The organism is Micromonospora sp. CPM1 (genome assembly GCF_023896895.1).
GTDB lineage: Bacteria > Actinomycetota > Actinomycetes > Mycobacteriales > Micromonosporaceae > Micromonospora > Micromonospora tulbaghiae.
Genome location: NZ_JAMHIU010000009.1, coordinates 66,798 through 80,411, shown reverse-complemented (window position 1 = coordinate 80,411; position 13,614 = coordinate 66,798). Strand labels below are relative to the sequence as shown.

Genomic DNA, 13,614 nt, shown 5'->3' with positions numbered 1-13,614 from the left:
CGAACACGGGGTGCCGGCCTTTTCACGCGTCCGGGTGAACCGGGCGCGGTAGCAGGGGTGGCCCTGGCCGCGGCGAGGGTTGGATGCGGGGCATGGACGAGGTGGACGCCCCGGCACTGCGGCAGGCGTACGAGGAGTTGTTCGCGGAGATCGACGCGGGCGGGTTCGGGCCGCCGCCGGAAGGGCAGTTGAGCGCCGAGCAGATCGTCGCGCACCTCGCCGCCAACGACGAGCTGATGAGCGAGGCGACCGAGGCGGTGCTGGCCGGCTCGCCGTTCGCCTACTACGACCTGGACACCATCCACCGTCCGCAACTCGACGCGTTGGTCTCCGAGTGTGGCGGGCTGGACGGCCTGGCCGCGTTGTTCCGGGCAACCAGCCAGAAGCTGTGCGCGTTGGCCGAGCGGCTCGGCCCGGCGGCGGAGACACCTGTGGACACGGTGCTGCGCGAGGGCTTCGACCTGGACGTGGACGACTCCCTGCCCTGGGGCAGGGCGCTGGACCTGCACATCCGCGTGCACCTGCCGCTGCACCTGGCGCAGCTCCGCGCCCTGCGCCGCCAGCCCCACCTCGCCTGACCGCCTGACCGCCAGGCCGTCGATCAAGGAGTTGTGGCGGTGGACAACTCGGACACGTCCGGCCTTCCAGGCGCCACAACTCCAAGATCGACGGAAGCGGAGCGCGGGGCAGGAGACGGGCGGAACGTTCGGCGGTAGGCGGTGGGGGATACACCGACCCGGGCGTGGAAGTGCTGGCGCAGCGCGGCTGTGGTGCCGAAACCCGCGTCCCGGGCGATCCGGTCGACGCTCAGATCCGTCGTCTCCAGCAGCACCCGGGCGTGCTCGGTGCGCTGCTGGAGCAGCCACTGGGCCGGGCTGAGCCCGGTCTCCGAGCGGAAGTGCCGGGTGAACGTACGGACGCTCATCCGCGCGTGCGCCGCCATCTCGCGCAGCGCCACCGGCTCGTGCAGCCGCTGCCGCACCCACTCGCGGGTGGCGGCGGTGCCGTTGTCCGCGCCGCGGGGCACCGGCCGTTCGATGTACTGGGCCTGCCCGCCGTCGCGCCACGGCGGCACCACGCAGCGCCGGGCCGCCCGGTTGGCCACCGCGCTGCCGTGGTCGGTGCGGACGACGTGCAGGCACAGGTCGATGCCGGCGGCCACCCCGGCCGAGGTGAGCACGCGACCGTCGTCGACGAACAGCACGTCGGGGTCGAGCCGTACGCCGGGGTGCAGGCGACGGAAGCGCGACGCGTACGCCCAGTGGGTGGTGGCCGGGCGGCCGTCGAGCAGGCCGGCGGCGGCGAGCACGAACGCGCCGGTGCAGATGGACATGACGCGGGCGCCCCTGTCGTACGCCGCCCGCAACGCGCCGGCCACCTCGACCGGAACCGTGCCGTCGGAAAGCGGCGAGCCGGTGTGGATGCCGGGGACGATCACCGTGTCGGCGCTGCCCAGCAGTTCCAGGCCGTGGTCGGGGAGGACCTGGAAGCCGGCGCTGCTGCGTACCGGCAGGCCGCCGGGGGTGCAGGTGTCCACCGCGTACAGCGGGGTGCGGTCGTCGGCGCGGGCGGCGCCGAGGACCTGGGCCGGGGTGCCGAGGTCGAGCGCCACCACGCCGTCGAGGGCGAGGACGGCGACCCGGTGCGGTACGGACATGGCCCGATTATTGCGCACGATGGCTTTCCGGCCACTCGTCGGAGGAGCCGCCCGGCCCGAGACTCGGTTGGTGACCCGATCCCGCCTGCATCCGGCCTGGCTCGTCGCCGCCGTCGCCTTCGTCGCGCTCGTCGGCGCGGCCGGTTTCCGGGCCACCCCCGGCGTGCTGCTGCACCCGCTGCACGGCGAGTTCGGCTGGCCGCTGGCGACCATCTCCGCCGCCGTCTCGGTCAACCTGCTGCTGTACGGCCTCACCGCGCCGTTCGCTGCCGCGCTGATGGACCGGTTCGGCATCCGTCGCGTGGTGGCCGGCGCGTTGGTGCTGGTGGCCGCCGGCAGCGGCCTGACCGTGGGGATGACGCAGAGCTGGCAGCTCATCCTGTGCTGGGGCGTCCTCGTCGGGCTGGGCACCGGCTCGATGGCCCTGGCGTTCGTGGCGACGGTGACCGGGCGCTGGTTCGTCGAGCGCCGCGGCCTGGTGACCGGCGTGCTCACCGCGGGCGGCGCGGCCGGGCAGCTCGTCTTCCTTCCGCTGCTCGCGGTGCTGGTGCGCGACCACGGCTGGCGCACGGCGGCACTCGTCGTGGCCGGGGCCGCTCTGGCGGTCGTACCCCTTGTGGTGTGGTTGTTGCGGGAGCACCCGGCGGACCTGGGGCGGCCCGCCTACGGCGCGACCGAGGTCGTGCCGCCGGCCCGGCCGGAGGGCGGTGCCGCGGCGCGGGCGGTCGGCGCGCTCGCCGCCGCCGCGCGGACGCGGCCGTTCTGGCTGCTCGCCGGCGGGTTCGCGATCTGCGGCGCGACCACGAACGGCCTGGTGGGTACGCACTTCGTGCCCGCCGCGCACGACCACGGCATGCCGGAGACCACAGCCGCCGGGCTGCTCGCCGTGGTCGGGATCTTCGACATCGCCGGCTCGATCGCCTCCGGCTGGCTCACCGACCGGGTCGACCCCCGGCTGCTGCTCGGCGCCTACTACGCGTTGCGCGGGGCGTCGCTGCTGGTGCTGCCGAGCCTGTTCGCCGGGTCGGCCCGGCCGAGCATGCTGGTCTTCATCGTCTTCTACGGGCTGGACTGGGTGGCGACGGTCCCGCCGACTGTCGCGCTGTGCCGGGAGTGGTTCGGCGCGTCCGGTGCCGTGGTGTTCGGCTGGGTGTTCGCCGCGCACCAGTTCGGGGCCGCGCTGGCGGCCACCGGCGCCGGTCTGGTCCGGGACCGGCTCGGTGACTACGCGATGGCCTGGTACGTGGCGGGCGCGCTGTCGATCGGCGCGGCCGGACTGTCGCTGCTGCTGCGCCGCCGTGCCGCCGGCGAGCGCGCGTTCACGCTGCCGGTGGCAGCGGGCCGGCGTGCCTGGAGCTACCGGGGTTGACCGCCGGGGCTGACCGGCCGGTGCTACCCGGGGCCGACCGGTCAGCCGGCCGCCCACTGCTGCTCGGGAGCGCCGCTGCACGGAGCCTGCTCCAGCTCGCGCCCCGGCTCGGTGCCCGCGTCGTCGACCTGCGCGCACTTGCCGCTGTGCACGGCGACCAGCAGCGCCGCACCGTTGCCGGCCGACTGGAACCGCCACTGCTGGTTGGCCTGCCCGTTGCAGGACCACTGCTGCACGTCCGCGCCGTCGTCGGTCTTCGCCTCGTTGACGTCCAGGCACTTGCTGCTGGCCGCGTTCACGAGCAGGTAGGTGTCGTCGGTGACCGGCGTGACCACCCACTGCTGCTCCGGCCCGCCGGTGCAGTCGGCGAGCGCGGCCTGCGCACCCTCGGCCTCGTCGCCGGTCACGCCGAGGCAGCGCCCGGACGGCACGCCCCGGATCACCTTCGGCGTCGCCACCGGCGCGGCGGGTGTGCTCGGCGCGGCGCTCGGCGAGGGCGACGACGACGGCGTGGGCTCCGCCGTCGGTTCCGCGCTCGGCTCGCTCGGCTCCGCTGTGGGCACCGCGGCCGCCGGCACCACCGGCCGGTCGCCGCCGCCGCCGAGCACGCCGGTGGCGAAGAAGGCCCCGAGGAGTACGCCCGTCACGCCGACGCCCAGCGCGACCCGCATCAGCGGGTCCTGGGGCAGCCGGACGCCACGGGCGCGGCGCGCGCCGCGGGCGCCGTAGACGGTGCCGGACGGGTCGGAGTGCGGGTCGGCCATGGGGGCATCCTGACCCACCGGGGCCGCCGGGTGCCAGTCGCCCCGGCGGCACGGTGACTCAGTCGACGACCCGGACGTCCTTCCAGAACGCCACCCGGTCGCGGACCATCTCCGCCTCCGGCTTGGGGTCGGGGTAGTACCAGACGGCGTCCGGGCTGGTGGCGCCGCCGTGTTCGAGCGTGTAGTAGGAGGCCGTGCCCTTCCACGGGCAGACCGTGTGGGTGTCGGACTCCCGGATCAGGTCGTCGCGCAGTGCGGTACGGGGGAAGTAGTGGTTGCCCTCGACCACCACTGTGTCGTCGCTCTCGGCGACGACGAGGTCGTTCCAGACGGCTTTCGGCATGTCCTCCACGCTATGCCCGTGGTCGCGTGCCGGCCACTGCTCAGCGCGTCGGCTCCTCGTCGGTCACGTCGGCGACCGTCGCGCCGAGCGCGGCCAGCACGGTGTCCGCGTCGACAGCGACGGCCAGGCCGTGCTCGCCCGCGCCGAGCGTGATCTCCCGGCCGCGCAGCCGCTCGTCGGCGACCACGGGCCAGGCGGTGGTGGAGCCGAACGGTGTGATGGTGCCGCGCGCGTACCCGGTGGCGGCCTTCGCGGCCTCGGCGTCGGGCATCGACAGCCGGCTCACCCCGAGCAGGGCGCGCAGCTTCGGCCAGGAGATCACCCGGCCGCCGGGCGTCAGCACGAAGAGCAGGTCGCCCTCGCCGCGGCGGACCACGATCGTCTTGACCACGTCGGGCACCTCGACGCCGCGCGCCGCGGCCGCCTCGGCGAGGCTCGCGACCGGACCGTGGCGGATCACCCGGTACGGCAGGCCGGCGTGGTCGAGAGCGGTCAGCGCGGGATTCGCCATGGCGGTCACGGTAACGCGCGAGTCGACCGCGAGTCGGCGAGGCCACCGTGGACGTCCCACGAATTGTCGTACCCGCGCGTAAGGTGATCTCATGCACGCTGTCCGTGATCATGAACGGGCGGTGGACACGCTGCGGCGCTCCTACGCCGCGGTGCCCGCCGGGGAACCCGTACGGCTGGCCAAACACACCTCGAACCTCTTCCGGCCGCGCTCCGCGCCGCGTGCCCCGGGCCTGGACGTGAGCGGCCTGACCGGGGTGCTCGCCGTCGACCCGGCGGCCCGCACCGCCGACGTGCAGGGCATGTGCACGTACGAGGATCTGGTCGACGCGACGCTGCCGCACGGCCTGATGCCGCTGGTCGTGCCGCAGTTGCGCACCATCACGCTGGGCGGCGCGGTGACCGGGCTGGGCATCGAGTCCACCTCCTTCCGCAACGGTCTGCCGCACGAGTCGGTGCTGGAGATGGACGTGCTCACCGGCGCGGGTGAGATCGTCACGACCCGGCCGCGGGGCGAGCACGCCGACCTGCACCGGGCCTTCCCGAACTCGCTCGGCAGCCTCGGCTACGCCACCCGGCTGCGCATCGAGCTGCAACCGATCCGCCGGTACGTGTCGCTGCGCAACATCCGGTTCACCCGGCTGGAGGAGTTGGTCGACGCGATCGGCGAGGTGGTCGCCAAGGGTGCCTGGGGTGGTGAGCCGGTCGACGCCATGGACGGGGTGGTGTTCAGCCCCGGCGAGGCATACCTGGTGCTCGGCACGTTCACCGACGAGGCCGACGAGCGTCCGTCCGACTACACCGGCCAGGAGATCTACTACCGCTCACTGCGCCGGCGCACCCGGGACACGCTCACCGCGTACGACTATCTCTGGCGCTGGGACACCGACTGGTTCTGGTGTTCGGCGGCGTTCGGGGTGCAGCACCCGGTGGTGCGGCGGCTGTGGCCGCGGCGCTACCGGCGCAGCGACGTCTACCACCGGATCGTGCGGCTGGAGCACCGGCACCAGGTGGCCGCCCGCGTCGACAGGTGGCGGGGCCGCCCGGCCCGCGAGCGCGTGGTGCAGGACGTGGAGGTCCCGCTCGACCGCACGCCCGAGTTCCTGCGCTGGTTCGCGGCGAACGTGGGCATGACGCCGGTGTGGCTGTGCCCGCTGCGGCTGCGGGAACCCTCCGGTCCCGGGTCGGCGAAGGCGTGGCCGCTGTATCCGCTCCAACCGGGCGAAACGTATGTGAACATCGGCTTCTGGGGAAGCGTGCCCATCGCGGCCGGCGCCGCCGACGGCGACGTCAACCGCCAGATCGAGCGCATGGTGTCGGAGGTGGGCGGCCACAAGTCGCTCTACTCCGACGCGTACTACGACCGGGGCGAGTTCGACCGCCTCTACGGCGGGGACACCTGGCGTGCCGTGAAGGACCGCTACGACCCGGACCACCGACTCACCGGACTGTACGAGAAGGCGGTATCCCGAGCATGAGTCTGACCGACCGAACACCGGGGGCGGCGAGCGCCCCGGCCGGCCCGCCGGCGGGCGGGCGGCGTACCGGACCCACAGTCGCGGACGTGGTCCGCGCGGTCACCACCGGCGCCCTGCCCGTCCGGGTCACCGGCTACGACGGCAGCGCGCTGGGCCCGGCCGACGCCGGGATCACCCTGGCGATCCGCACCGAGCGGGGCCTGTCCTACCTGCTCACCGCGCCGGGCGACCTGGGCATGGCCCGGGCCTACGTCAGCGGCGACCTGGGACTGGAGGGCGTGCACCCGGGTGACCCGTACGAGGCGCTGCGGGTGATCAAGGACGAGGTGCCGCTGCGGCTCCCGGCGATGAGCGAGGCGCTCGCGCTGGTCCGTGGGCTGGGCTGGGAACGGCTGCGTCCGCCGCCGCCCCCGCCGCAGGAGGCGGCGCCGCGCTGGCGGCGGCTGATGACCGGCCTGCGTCACTCGCGTACCCGGGACAGCAGCGCGATCTCCCACCACTACGACGTGTCGAACGCCTTCTACGAGAAGGTGCTCGGGCCGTCCATGACGTACACCTGCGCGGTCTTCCGCAGCCCCGGCGACACGCTCGAAGAGGCGCAGCGGAACAAGTACGACCTGGTCGCCGGCAAGCTGGCGCTCAAGCCGGGGATGCGGCTGCTGGACGTCGGCTGCGGCTGGGGCGGCATGGTCCGGCACGCGGCCCGCGAGTACGGCGTCAAGGCGCTCGGTGTGACGCTGTCGAAGGCGCAGGCCGACTGGGCGCGCGCCGCGATCGAGCGGGAGGGGCTGAGCGAGCTGGCCGAGGTGCGCCACCTGGACTACCGGGACGCGCCGCGCGAGCAGTTCGACGCGATCTCCTCGATCGGGCTGACCGAGCACATCGGGGTGCGCAACTACCCGGCCTACTTCGGTGCGCTGCGCTCCCGGCTCAAGCCGGGCGGGCGGCTGCTCAACCACTGCATCACCCGCGCCGACAACCGGGCGCCGCACCGCTCCGGCGCGTTCATCGACAGGTACGTCTTCCCCGACGGCGAGCTGGCCGGTCCGGGCCGGCTGATCAGCGAGATCCACGACGCCGGGTTCGAGGTGCACCACGAGGAGAACCTGCGCCAGCACTACGCGCTGACGCTCGCCGGCTGGTGCCGCAACCTGGTCGAGCACTGGGACTTCTGCGTCGGCGAGGTCGGGCCGGGCACCGCGAAGGTGTGGGGGCTCTACATGGCCGGCTCCCGGCTGGCGTTCGAGCGCAACGGCATCCAGTTGCACCACGTGCTCGCCACGCACAACGGTCCGGACGGGGTGAACGGGTACCCGCTGCGTCCGGACTGGACGCCCTGACCGGTCGTACCGACGAAAGGCCGCGCGGACCGCGCGGCCTTTCGTCGAAGCCATTGACAAAGAAGTTTTGTACGTACAAACTGATTTTGCCATGAGAGACGTCCTGTATCTGGAACAGCGCGAGCAGGCCGAAGTCCTGCTCAAGCCGCAGCGCATCGAGGTGCTGCGGCAACTCGCCGAGCCCCGCACCTGCACCGAGGTCGCGGCCCGGCTGAGGCAGACGCCGCAGCGCGTCTACTACCACGTCAAGCAGCTCGTCTCGGCCGGGCTGGCCGAGCAGGTGGCGCAGCGGCAGGTACGCGGCATCACCGAGGGCATCTACCAGGCCGTCGCCCGGTCGTACTGGCTCTCGCCCCGCCTGGTCGGCCGCATCGGCGGCACCCGCCGGGCCCGCGACGAGCTGAGCCTGGGTTACCTGCTCGACCTCATGGAGGAGGTCCAGGCCGACATCGCCGCGCTGGACCGCACCGCCCCCGAACTTCCGTCCATCGGCGTCTCCGGCGAGATCCGGGTGCCCGCCGAACGGCGGCAGGAGTTCCTGCACGACCTGCAGACGACGCTGCAGGACCTGTTCACGCGCTACGGCGGCGCCGAGGGGGACGCCTTCAAGCTCGCCGTGGCCTGTTACCCGAAAGGCGACAAGCATGACTGAGCCGATGACCATCCGCGCCCGCCTCGCCGCCCCGGTGGCGACCGTCCGCCGGGCCCTGACCGACCCCGCCGAACTGCGCGTGTGGCTCGCCGAGCACGCCGAGGTCGAGCTTCCCCGGCGGTACGAGTTCTGGGGCCGCTACACGCCCGAGGGCGACGCGCCACACCAGCGGCTGCTGCACGTCGACGACCGGACGCTGCGCTTCGCGTGGACACTCGACGGGGTGGAGACCACCACCGAGTTCGAGCTGGAGCCCGACGGTGACGGCACCATACTCACGCTGCGGCAGAGCCACTTCAGCTTCGAGGAGGCGATGAGCGGCAGCAGCATCCGCGGCGTGCTCCAGACGTACTGGTACCTGGCGCTCGCCAACCTCAACGACCACCTGGACGGCCGGCCGCTGCTGCCGCGTACCGACTTCACCTCCGCCGACCTGCGCGGCGAGCTGCTGATCGACGCGCCGATGGACAAGGTGTGGACGTCGCTCACCGACTCGGAGCAGGCCGGCGCCTGGTTCGGCTACCCGATCGGCATCGAGCCCTGGGAGGGCGGCCGGTACGCGATGGGCGGCTTCGACGCCGGTCAGGCCGCGAAGGTGTTCGACGTGACGCCGGGGCGGGGGCTCTCCATCGACTGGGGACCGACCGGCGTGACCTCCTGGGAGCTGGACGAGTCCGAGGGCCGGACGAAGCTGACGTTCGTGCAGTCCGGCTTCGACGAGGGCAACCCGCCGTACGGCGCCTGGACCGGCATCGTCTCCGGGTTCGCCGAGCTGCGGCGCTTCCACGAGGTGCCCGACTGGCGACCGATCTGGCTGACCGACGAGGTTCCCGCCTGACCTTCCGGTGACCCGCCCGGGGCCCGCTTAACCCGGGCCCCGGGTGGGTAATGCCGGGCGATGTTCTTCATCTTCGGGCTGCGGACCAAGGTCGACAGGTCCGGCGTCGTCACCCAGGTCTGCCGTAACTGCGGCAACCAGGCCGCCCAGGTGATCACCCGCCGGGTCACCAGGTTCAGCCTCTTCTTCATCCCGCTGATCCCGCTGCGCACCCGGTACGCGCAGCAGTGCACGTTCTGCGGCGCCCAGTACGACATCTCGCGGGCCGAGGCCGAGCGCCTCCCGGTCGGCTGACCGGTGACCCGCTTCCTCTGCTGGCTGATCGGCCGGCAGCCGGTCACCCCGCCCACCGTGCCGGTGCACACCGCCGCCCGACCGCCCTGCACCCCCGGGCGCCGGCACCGTCGCCGCAGCCGCCGGGTCGCGGGCGCGCAGTCGCCCCGCTCGCCCTGGAACCGCTCAGCCGGCCGCTGAGTCCCCGGGTGCGCACACCTATTCTGGGATCATGGGTGGCGTGGAGGAGCGGCTGGCGCAGATCCGGGGTGGTGGGCCGCCCCGGCGGCACAACGCCCGCACCATCGCCGCGCTGACCGGCAACCCCGGCTGCACCCGGCGGGCCGTGCTGGACAGCGCGGGCGCGGACAAGCCGGCGCTCGCCGAGCAGCTCGGCTTCCCGGCCCGGTTCGGCCAGTCCCGCTTCGCGATCACCCGGGGCAACGCCTTCGAGGCCCAGGTCAAGGCCGACGGCGGGAAGGAACTGCTGCGCCTGGTCGCGGAGCGGCTCGGCGTACCGGTTCCGACCGATGCCACCTGGACCGACCTCGGCGCCGACGAAGACCGGCCGGAACGGTCGCGGGCGGCGCTCACCGCGGGCGGCGACGGCCCGGCGCTGTTCGACCATCCGCTGCTCGGCTTGGACGTGGCTGGTACCCGGGTGCACCTGGAGCCGGACCTGGTCGCCGCCCGGCTGGCCGGCCGGTTCCACGTCGTGGAGATCAAGTCGTTTCCGGTGATCGACGGGCAGGCCGACCCGGGCAAGGTGGCCGCCGCCGCGATCCAGTCCGCCGTCTACGTGCTGGCGCTGCGCGAGCTGCTCGCCGCCGAGGGACGCGACCCGGAGCTGGTGTCGCACGAGGTGGTGCTGGTCTGCCCGCGCGACTTCGCCAACCAGCCGGTGGCCAGCCTGCTCGACGTGCGCCGGCAACTGCTGGTGCTGCGCCGCCAGCTGGCCCGGATGGCCCGGGTCGAGGAGCTGCTCGCCGCCGTGCCGGCCGGGTTCACAGTCGACCCGGCGGCCGATCCGGCCACGCTCGCCGCCGCGCTGCACCAGGTGCCCGCGCGCTACGCGCCCGACTGCCTGGCCGCCTGCGAGCTGGCGTACTTCTGCCGGCACGAGGCGCGCGGCCGGACCGGCGCGCTGGGCCGGCCGGTCCGCGAGGCGCTGGGTGGCGTCGAGGACGTGGCCGACGTGCTGGCGCTCGCCGAGGGAGTGGCCGCGCCCGAGCCGGAGCAGGCGGAGGCCGCCGCGCTGCTGCGGGCCGCCGCGCGCCTGCGCGCCGACGCCCTCGCCGGACACCCCGCGTGAGTACGCTTCGCGCGCTCGCCCGGGCGCAGGCGGTCGCCGCCGGGCGGGCCCAGCCGGTGGCCACGGTCCGCCACCTGCACCTGTCGGAGCGGCCGCTGGTGCTGGTGCCGCTCGCGCTGGCCGGTGAGGCGAACGCCCCGCTGGCCGCGATGGTGGGCGCCGCGCCCGACGAGGCCCGGCTGCTGGTGGTGCCGCAGCCACGCAACCGGGACCAGCGGTTCGCGTTCGCCGCCGAGCTGGCCGGGATCGTGCTGCCGTACCTGGACGAGTTCCGTGACCTGACCGAGGCGGTGCCGGTGGACCGGGGCCGCGACGTCCGCCACCGGTACGTGGACGCGCCGCAACTGCTGGTGCCGAACCCGGCCGGGATCACGTTCCTGCGGTTGTTCGGCCGTTCCACCCGGTTCCGCCGGACCGACGGCGAGTATCCGGTGCACCCGTCGGTGCCGCTGCTCGGCCGCTGGCTGACGTTCTTCGCCGAGCGCGCCGAGCAACCCGGCTCGTCGGCCCTGCTGGCGCTCACCGACGCGCTGGCGCTGCACTGGGCGACCGGGCAGAGCGTGGTCGAGGATCTGCACCTGCCGGCGGTGCTGGGCTGGCTGGACCCGCCGGCCGGGCTGACCGGCGCCGAGGCGGCGGCCCGCGCCGAGGATCCGGCGCACTGTCCGCCGGCCGGGCCGGCCACCGACCCGGACTTCGACAACCGCCGGCTCGCCCCGGCGATCGAGGCGTACACCCGGGCCGAGGACGACCCGGCGGCCCGCGCGGCCGCGTACGACGAGCTTGCCGGCCTGTTGCGCGACCAGCTCGCGCCCACCTGGGAGCTGATGTGGCGCGGCGTCGGACTGCTGCGGACGCTGCCGGCCGGCACGCGGGTGACCGGCCGGTGGGCCGGTGACCGGGACGCGTTCACCGCGCACGCCGAGCACGTCGACGCCGGGGGCGGCCCGCAGCCGCGCCGCGACGGCGCGGTGGCGGCGGCGCTGCGGTTGCAGCGGCTGGAACGGGCGTCGACGGCGTGGGCGGTGCAGCGCGCCTACGACGATCCGCTGGTGATGGCCGAGCACCGGCTGTCCGGGGAGGCGTTCGTCGGCGAGGTGACGCTCGCCGACCCGGCGCGGGTGGACGACTCCGGCAAGCGGCCGGTGCTGCGCCCGCGCATCCAGGTGGTCACCACCGAGCCGGTGCCGATGCCGGTGGGCGCGACGCTGTACTCCCCGGCCCGCCCGGGCCAGAAGGCGAAGGTCGTGTTCGTGACGCCCGGCGGCGACGGCAAGACCGAGGTGGTGCTGGAACTGTCCGGCGGGATGGGCCGGGGGTTGACCGCGCCGCCCGGCAGCGTCCCCGAGGTGGGCGAGCGGATCTGCCTGACCGGCCTGTCCGACGGCTTCCTGCCGGGTGGCGCGTTCCCCGCGCCGGAGGAGACGCCGTGGACGCACGGCGGGCCGCCCGGCACGGCCGTCGCGCCGCAGGACCCGGCCCCGGCGGAGGAGTGGTCCTGACCGGCGCGGCTCAGCCCAGGGCGGCGAGGGCCGTCCGCGCCTCGGCCGCCGTCGGCCGGTCCGGGTCCGCCGCCAGCAGCGCCTCCAGGCTCCGGCGGTACGCGACGTCGTGTGCCCGGTCGGCCGGTGTCGCCACGTCCGGGGCGACGCCGCAGCCCTCCCAGTTCGTGCCGCTCGCCGCGTGCACGGGCCGGGCCACCGGCACCGTCAGTTCCAGGTGCGGGTGCAGTCGGTGCCCGATCCGGGGGTGCGCGCCACCCCGGGTCGGCTCGCCGACCACAGTGGCCCGGCCGAACTGCTGAAGGTCGTACGCCAGCTCCTCGCCGCCGGAGAACGTCGCCGGACCGGTGAGCACGTGGACCGGCTTGTCCGGCGCGTACCGGGGGACCGGCAGCCAGGCGGCGCTCCAGAACTGCCGGGTGGCGCCGGAGCGCTCGTGCATGGTGTGCAGGTGCGTCGGCTCGGCGAAGAACCAGCCGCAGAGCAGCGCCACCCCGTCCGGGCTGCCGCCCTCGGTGCCGCGCAGGTCGAGCAGGAGCGCGTCGGTGCCGGCGAGCAGCCGCAGCGCGGCGGTCAGCGCGTCGCCGGCCAGGTCGGGCGGGAACACGTACGGCTGGATCTCCAGCAGCCCGACGTTGCCCGGTAGCCGCTGCACCCGGGTCACGCCGCCCATGCCGAGCGCGGCGAGCCGCTCGAAGTGCTCCCCGGTCGGGTCGTCTGCCTTGTCGGACAGCGGCTGCTCGTGGTGCTTGAGCCGCAGGTGCAGGTCGCCGTTGACCGACTGGAGGTCGGCGGTGACGAGCGCGCCGAGCGTGGCGGCGTCGTCCGCACCGGCGTACGCCCCGGCGCGCAGGCGCCCACGCAGGTGGCCGGCGATCCGGTCGGCCACGTCGGGAAAGACGTACTCCTCGGTGACCAGGCCGGCGGCCCGCTCGACGATGCTCGTGATCTCGTGCGAATCCATTGATTCCCCGTTCTCGTGGTGGAGGAGAAGTAGAGCAGCCGGTTGACAAAGCGTCAAGAGAATTAGACGCTTTCGTGGTGACCGACGACCTGGAGATCCACAGCCCGGCACACTTCAAGGCGCTGGCCCACCCGTTCCGGCACCGGCTGCTGTTCGCGCTCGGGGCCGGTCCCGCCACGATCAGCCAGCTCGCCGCCCGCCTCGGCGCGGCCAAGGGCACAGTGGCCCACCACCTCGGGGTGCTGACCGAGGCCGGCATGGTCCGCCCGGCGCACAGCCGCCAGGTCCGGGGCGGCACCGAGCGCTACCACGAACGTACGTTCCGCCGCCTCGGCGGCGTCGACACGGACGGCGCTGCCACGGCGGCCCTGCTGGGCGCGTTCGCCGAGGAACTCGCCGGTGACCCCGACCCGCTGATGCACCTGCGGCACCTGCGGCTCACCCCGGCCCAGGCGCAGCGCCTGCGGTCCACGCTGGACGAACTGGTGGGCGAAGCCGAGGAGGCGCCACCGGGACAGGCGCGCTACGGCGTCCTGGTCTCCCTCTACCGGCACCCGCCCGCGGTCCGCTGACCGACAGTCGTCGACTCTGGCGGCCGTCCCCGGCGCTGAC

At 74.2% G+C, this 13,614-nt stretch carries 15 protein-coding genes; 10 read left to right on the top strand and 5 right to left on the bottom strand.

The window, feature by feature from the left end:
- The first annotated feature begins 83 nt into the window (after nucleotides 1–83).
- On the top strand, nucleotides 84–578 hold the full coding sequence (locus M8C11_RS13170) for a hypothetical protein (RefSeq protein ID WP_013284249.1): 495 nt from the start codon (nucleotides 84–86) through the stop codon (nucleotides 576–578).
- Nucleotides 579–601: 23 nt separating this feature from the next.
- Here M8C11_RS13170 and M8C11_RS13165 read toward each other — a convergent pair whose 3' ends face one another.
- Nucleotides 602–1,657, bottom strand: a complete 1,056-nt coding sequence (locus tag M8C11_RS13165) for a GlxA family transcriptional regulator (protein WP_252449728.1) — start codon at nucleotides 1,655–1,657, stop codon at nucleotides 602–604.
- 70 nt (nucleotides 1,658–1,727) lie between these two features.
- On the opposite strand from M8C11_RS13165, the gene M8C11_RS13160 reads away from it, so the two are divergent.
- Nucleotides 1,728–3,026, top strand: coding sequence for an MFS transporter (locus M8C11_RS13160; RefSeq protein ID WP_252449727.1), 1,299 nt, complete (start codon nucleotides 1,728–1,730; stop codon nucleotides 3,024–3,026).
- A gap of 41 nt (nucleotides 3,027–3,067) precedes the next feature.
- Here the strand turns inward: M8C11_RS13160 and M8C11_RS13155 are convergent, their stop codons facing one another.
- From M8C11_RS13155 to M8C11_RS13145, 3 genes are read right to left on the bottom strand one after another with little or no spacing between them, the layout of a single operon-like run.
- Nucleotides 3,068–3,790: an RICIN domain-containing protein gene (locus M8C11_RS13155; RefSeq protein ID WP_252449726.1), complete on the bottom strand. Its 723-nt coding sequence runs from the start codon at nucleotides 3,788–3,790 to the stop codon at nucleotides 3,068–3,070.
- A 58-nt stretch (nucleotides 3,791–3,848) separates the two neighbouring features.
- Nucleotides 3,849–4,133: a DUF427 domain-containing protein gene (locus M8C11_RS13150; protein WP_120573956.1), complete on the bottom strand. Its 285-nt coding sequence runs from the start codon at nucleotides 4,131–4,133 to the stop codon at nucleotides 3,849–3,851.
- Nucleotides 4,134–4,173: 40 nt separating this feature from the next.
- The gene (locus tag M8C11_RS13145) at nucleotides 4,174–4,644 is read right to left on the bottom strand and encodes an aminoacyl-tRNA deacylase (RefSeq protein ID WP_120571486.1); all 471 of its coding nucleotides are present in this window, start codon (nucleotides 4,642–4,644) and stop codon (nucleotides 4,174–4,176) included.
- 91 nt (nucleotides 4,645–4,735) lie between these two features.
- Between M8C11_RS13145 and M8C11_RS13140 the strand changes: the two genes are divergently transcribed.
- The 7 genes from M8C11_RS13140 to M8C11_RS13110 all read left to right on the top strand — a co-directional run bounded on the left by M8C11_RS13140 (nucleotide 4,736) and on the right by M8C11_RS13110 (nucleotide 12,038).
- A complete protein-coding gene (locus tag M8C11_RS13140) occupies nucleotides 4,736–6,121 on the top strand; it encodes an FAD-binding oxidoreductase (protein WP_252449725.1) in 1,386 nt (461 codons plus the stop codon).
- Nucleotides 6,118–7,461 (top strand): class I SAM-dependent methyltransferase, encoded by a 1,344-nt coding sequence (locus tag M8C11_RS13135; RefSeq protein ID WP_252449724.1) that lies wholly within the window; start codon nucleotides 6,118–6,120, stop codon nucleotides 7,459–7,461. Before M8C11_RS13140 ends, M8C11_RS13135 begins: the two co-directional genes overlap by 4 nt.
- Before the next feature lie 91 nt (nucleotides 7,462–7,552).
- Complete coding sequence (locus M8C11_RS13130; RefSeq protein ID WP_252449723.1) at nucleotides 7,553–8,113, top strand: helix-turn-helix domain-containing protein; 561 nt, start codon at nucleotides 7,553–7,555, stop codon at nucleotides 8,111–8,113.
- Nucleotides 8,106–8,951, top strand: a complete 846-nt coding sequence (locus M8C11_RS13125; protein ID WP_252449722.1) for an SRPBCC family protein — start codon at nucleotides 8,106–8,108, stop codon at nucleotides 8,949–8,951. Before M8C11_RS13130 ends, M8C11_RS13125 begins: the two co-directional genes overlap by 8 nt.
- 60 nt (nucleotides 8,952–9,011) lie before the next feature.
- Nucleotides 9,012–9,245, top strand: coding sequence for a zinc-ribbon domain-containing protein (locus tag M8C11_RS13120; protein ID WP_120571482.1), 234 nt, complete (start codon nucleotides 9,012–9,014; stop codon nucleotides 9,243–9,245).
- 211 nt (nucleotides 9,246–9,456) lie between these two features.
- Nucleotides 9,457–10,536: a hypothetical protein gene (locus M8C11_RS13115; protein WP_256486363.1), complete on the top strand. Its 1,080-nt coding sequence runs from the start codon at nucleotides 9,457–9,459 to the stop codon at nucleotides 10,534–10,536.
- The gene (locus M8C11_RS13110) at nucleotides 10,533–12,038 is read left to right on the top strand and encodes a hypothetical protein (RefSeq protein ID WP_252449721.1); all 1,506 of its coding nucleotides are present in this window, start codon (nucleotides 10,533–10,535) and stop codon (nucleotides 12,036–12,038) included. The genes M8C11_RS13115 and M8C11_RS13110 overlap by 4 nt, the downstream gene beginning before the upstream one ends.
- Nucleotides 12,039–12,048: 10 nt before the next feature.
- On the opposite strand, the gene M8C11_RS13105 is transcribed toward M8C11_RS13110, so the two are convergent.
- Nucleotides 12,049–13,002 carry a S41 family peptidase gene (locus tag M8C11_RS13105; RefSeq protein ID WP_252449720.1) on the bottom strand — a complete coding sequence of 318 codons (954 nt, stop codon included), beginning with the start codon at nucleotides 13,000–13,002 and terminating at the stop codon, nucleotides 12,049–12,051.
- Nucleotides 13,003–13,079: 77 nt separating this feature from the next.
- On the opposite strand from M8C11_RS13105, the gene M8C11_RS13100 reads away from it, so the two are divergent.
- Nucleotides 13,080–13,574 carry a transcriptional regulator gene (locus tag M8C11_RS13100; protein ID WP_252449719.1) on the top strand — a complete coding sequence of 165 codons (495 nt, stop codon included), beginning with the start codon at nucleotides 13,080–13,082 and terminating at the stop codon, nucleotides 13,572–13,574.
- Nucleotides 13,575–13,614: the final 40 nt, after the last annotated feature.

Coding starts and splice junctions, on each gene's coding strand:
- M8C11_RS13140 (WP_252449725.1), top strand. CDS start 4,736: ATGCACGCTGTCCGTGATCATGAACGGGCGGTGGACACGCTGCGGCGC.
- M8C11_RS13105 (WP_252449720.1), bottom strand. CDS start 13,002: ATGGATTCGCACGAGATCACGAGCATCGTCGAGCGGGCCGCCGGCCTG.
- M8C11_RS13130 (WP_252449723.1), top strand. CDS start 7,553: ATGAGAGACGTCCTGTATCTGGAACAGCGCGAGCAGGCCGAAGTCCTG.
- M8C11_RS13170 (WP_013284249.1), top strand. CDS start 84: ATGCGGGGCATGGACGAGGTGGACGCCCCGGCACTGCGGCAGGCGTAC.
- M8C11_RS13120 (WP_120571482.1), top strand. CDS start 9,012: ATGTTCTTCATCTTCGGGCTGCGGACCAAGGTCGACAGGTCCGGCGTC.
- M8C11_RS13155 (WP_252449726.1), bottom strand. CDS start 3,790: ATGGCCGACCCGCACTCCGACCCGTCCGGCACCGTCTACGGCGCCCGC.
- M8C11_RS13135 (WP_252449724.1), top strand. CDS start 6,118: ATGAGTCTGACCGACCGAACACCGGGGGCGGCGAGCGCCCCGGCCGGC.
- M8C11_RS13145 (WP_120571486.1), bottom strand. CDS start 4,644: ATGGCGAATCCCGCGCTGACCGCTCTCGACCACGCCGGCCTGCCGTAC.
- M8C11_RS13150 (WP_120573956.1), bottom strand. CDS start 4,133: ATGCCGAAAGCCGTCTGGAACGACCTCGTCGTCGCCGAGAGCGACGAC.
- M8C11_RS13125 (WP_252449722.1), top strand. CDS start 8,106: ATGACTGAGCCGATGACCATCCGCGCCCGCCTCGCCGCCCCGGTGGCG.
- M8C11_RS13115 (WP_256486363.1), top strand. CDS start 9,457: ATGGGTGGCGTGGAGGAGCGGCTGGCGCAGATCCGGGGTGGTGGGCCG.
- M8C11_RS13165 (WP_252449728.1), bottom strand. CDS start 1,657: ATGTCCGTACCGCACCGGGTCGCCGTCCTCGCCCTCGACGGCGTGGTG.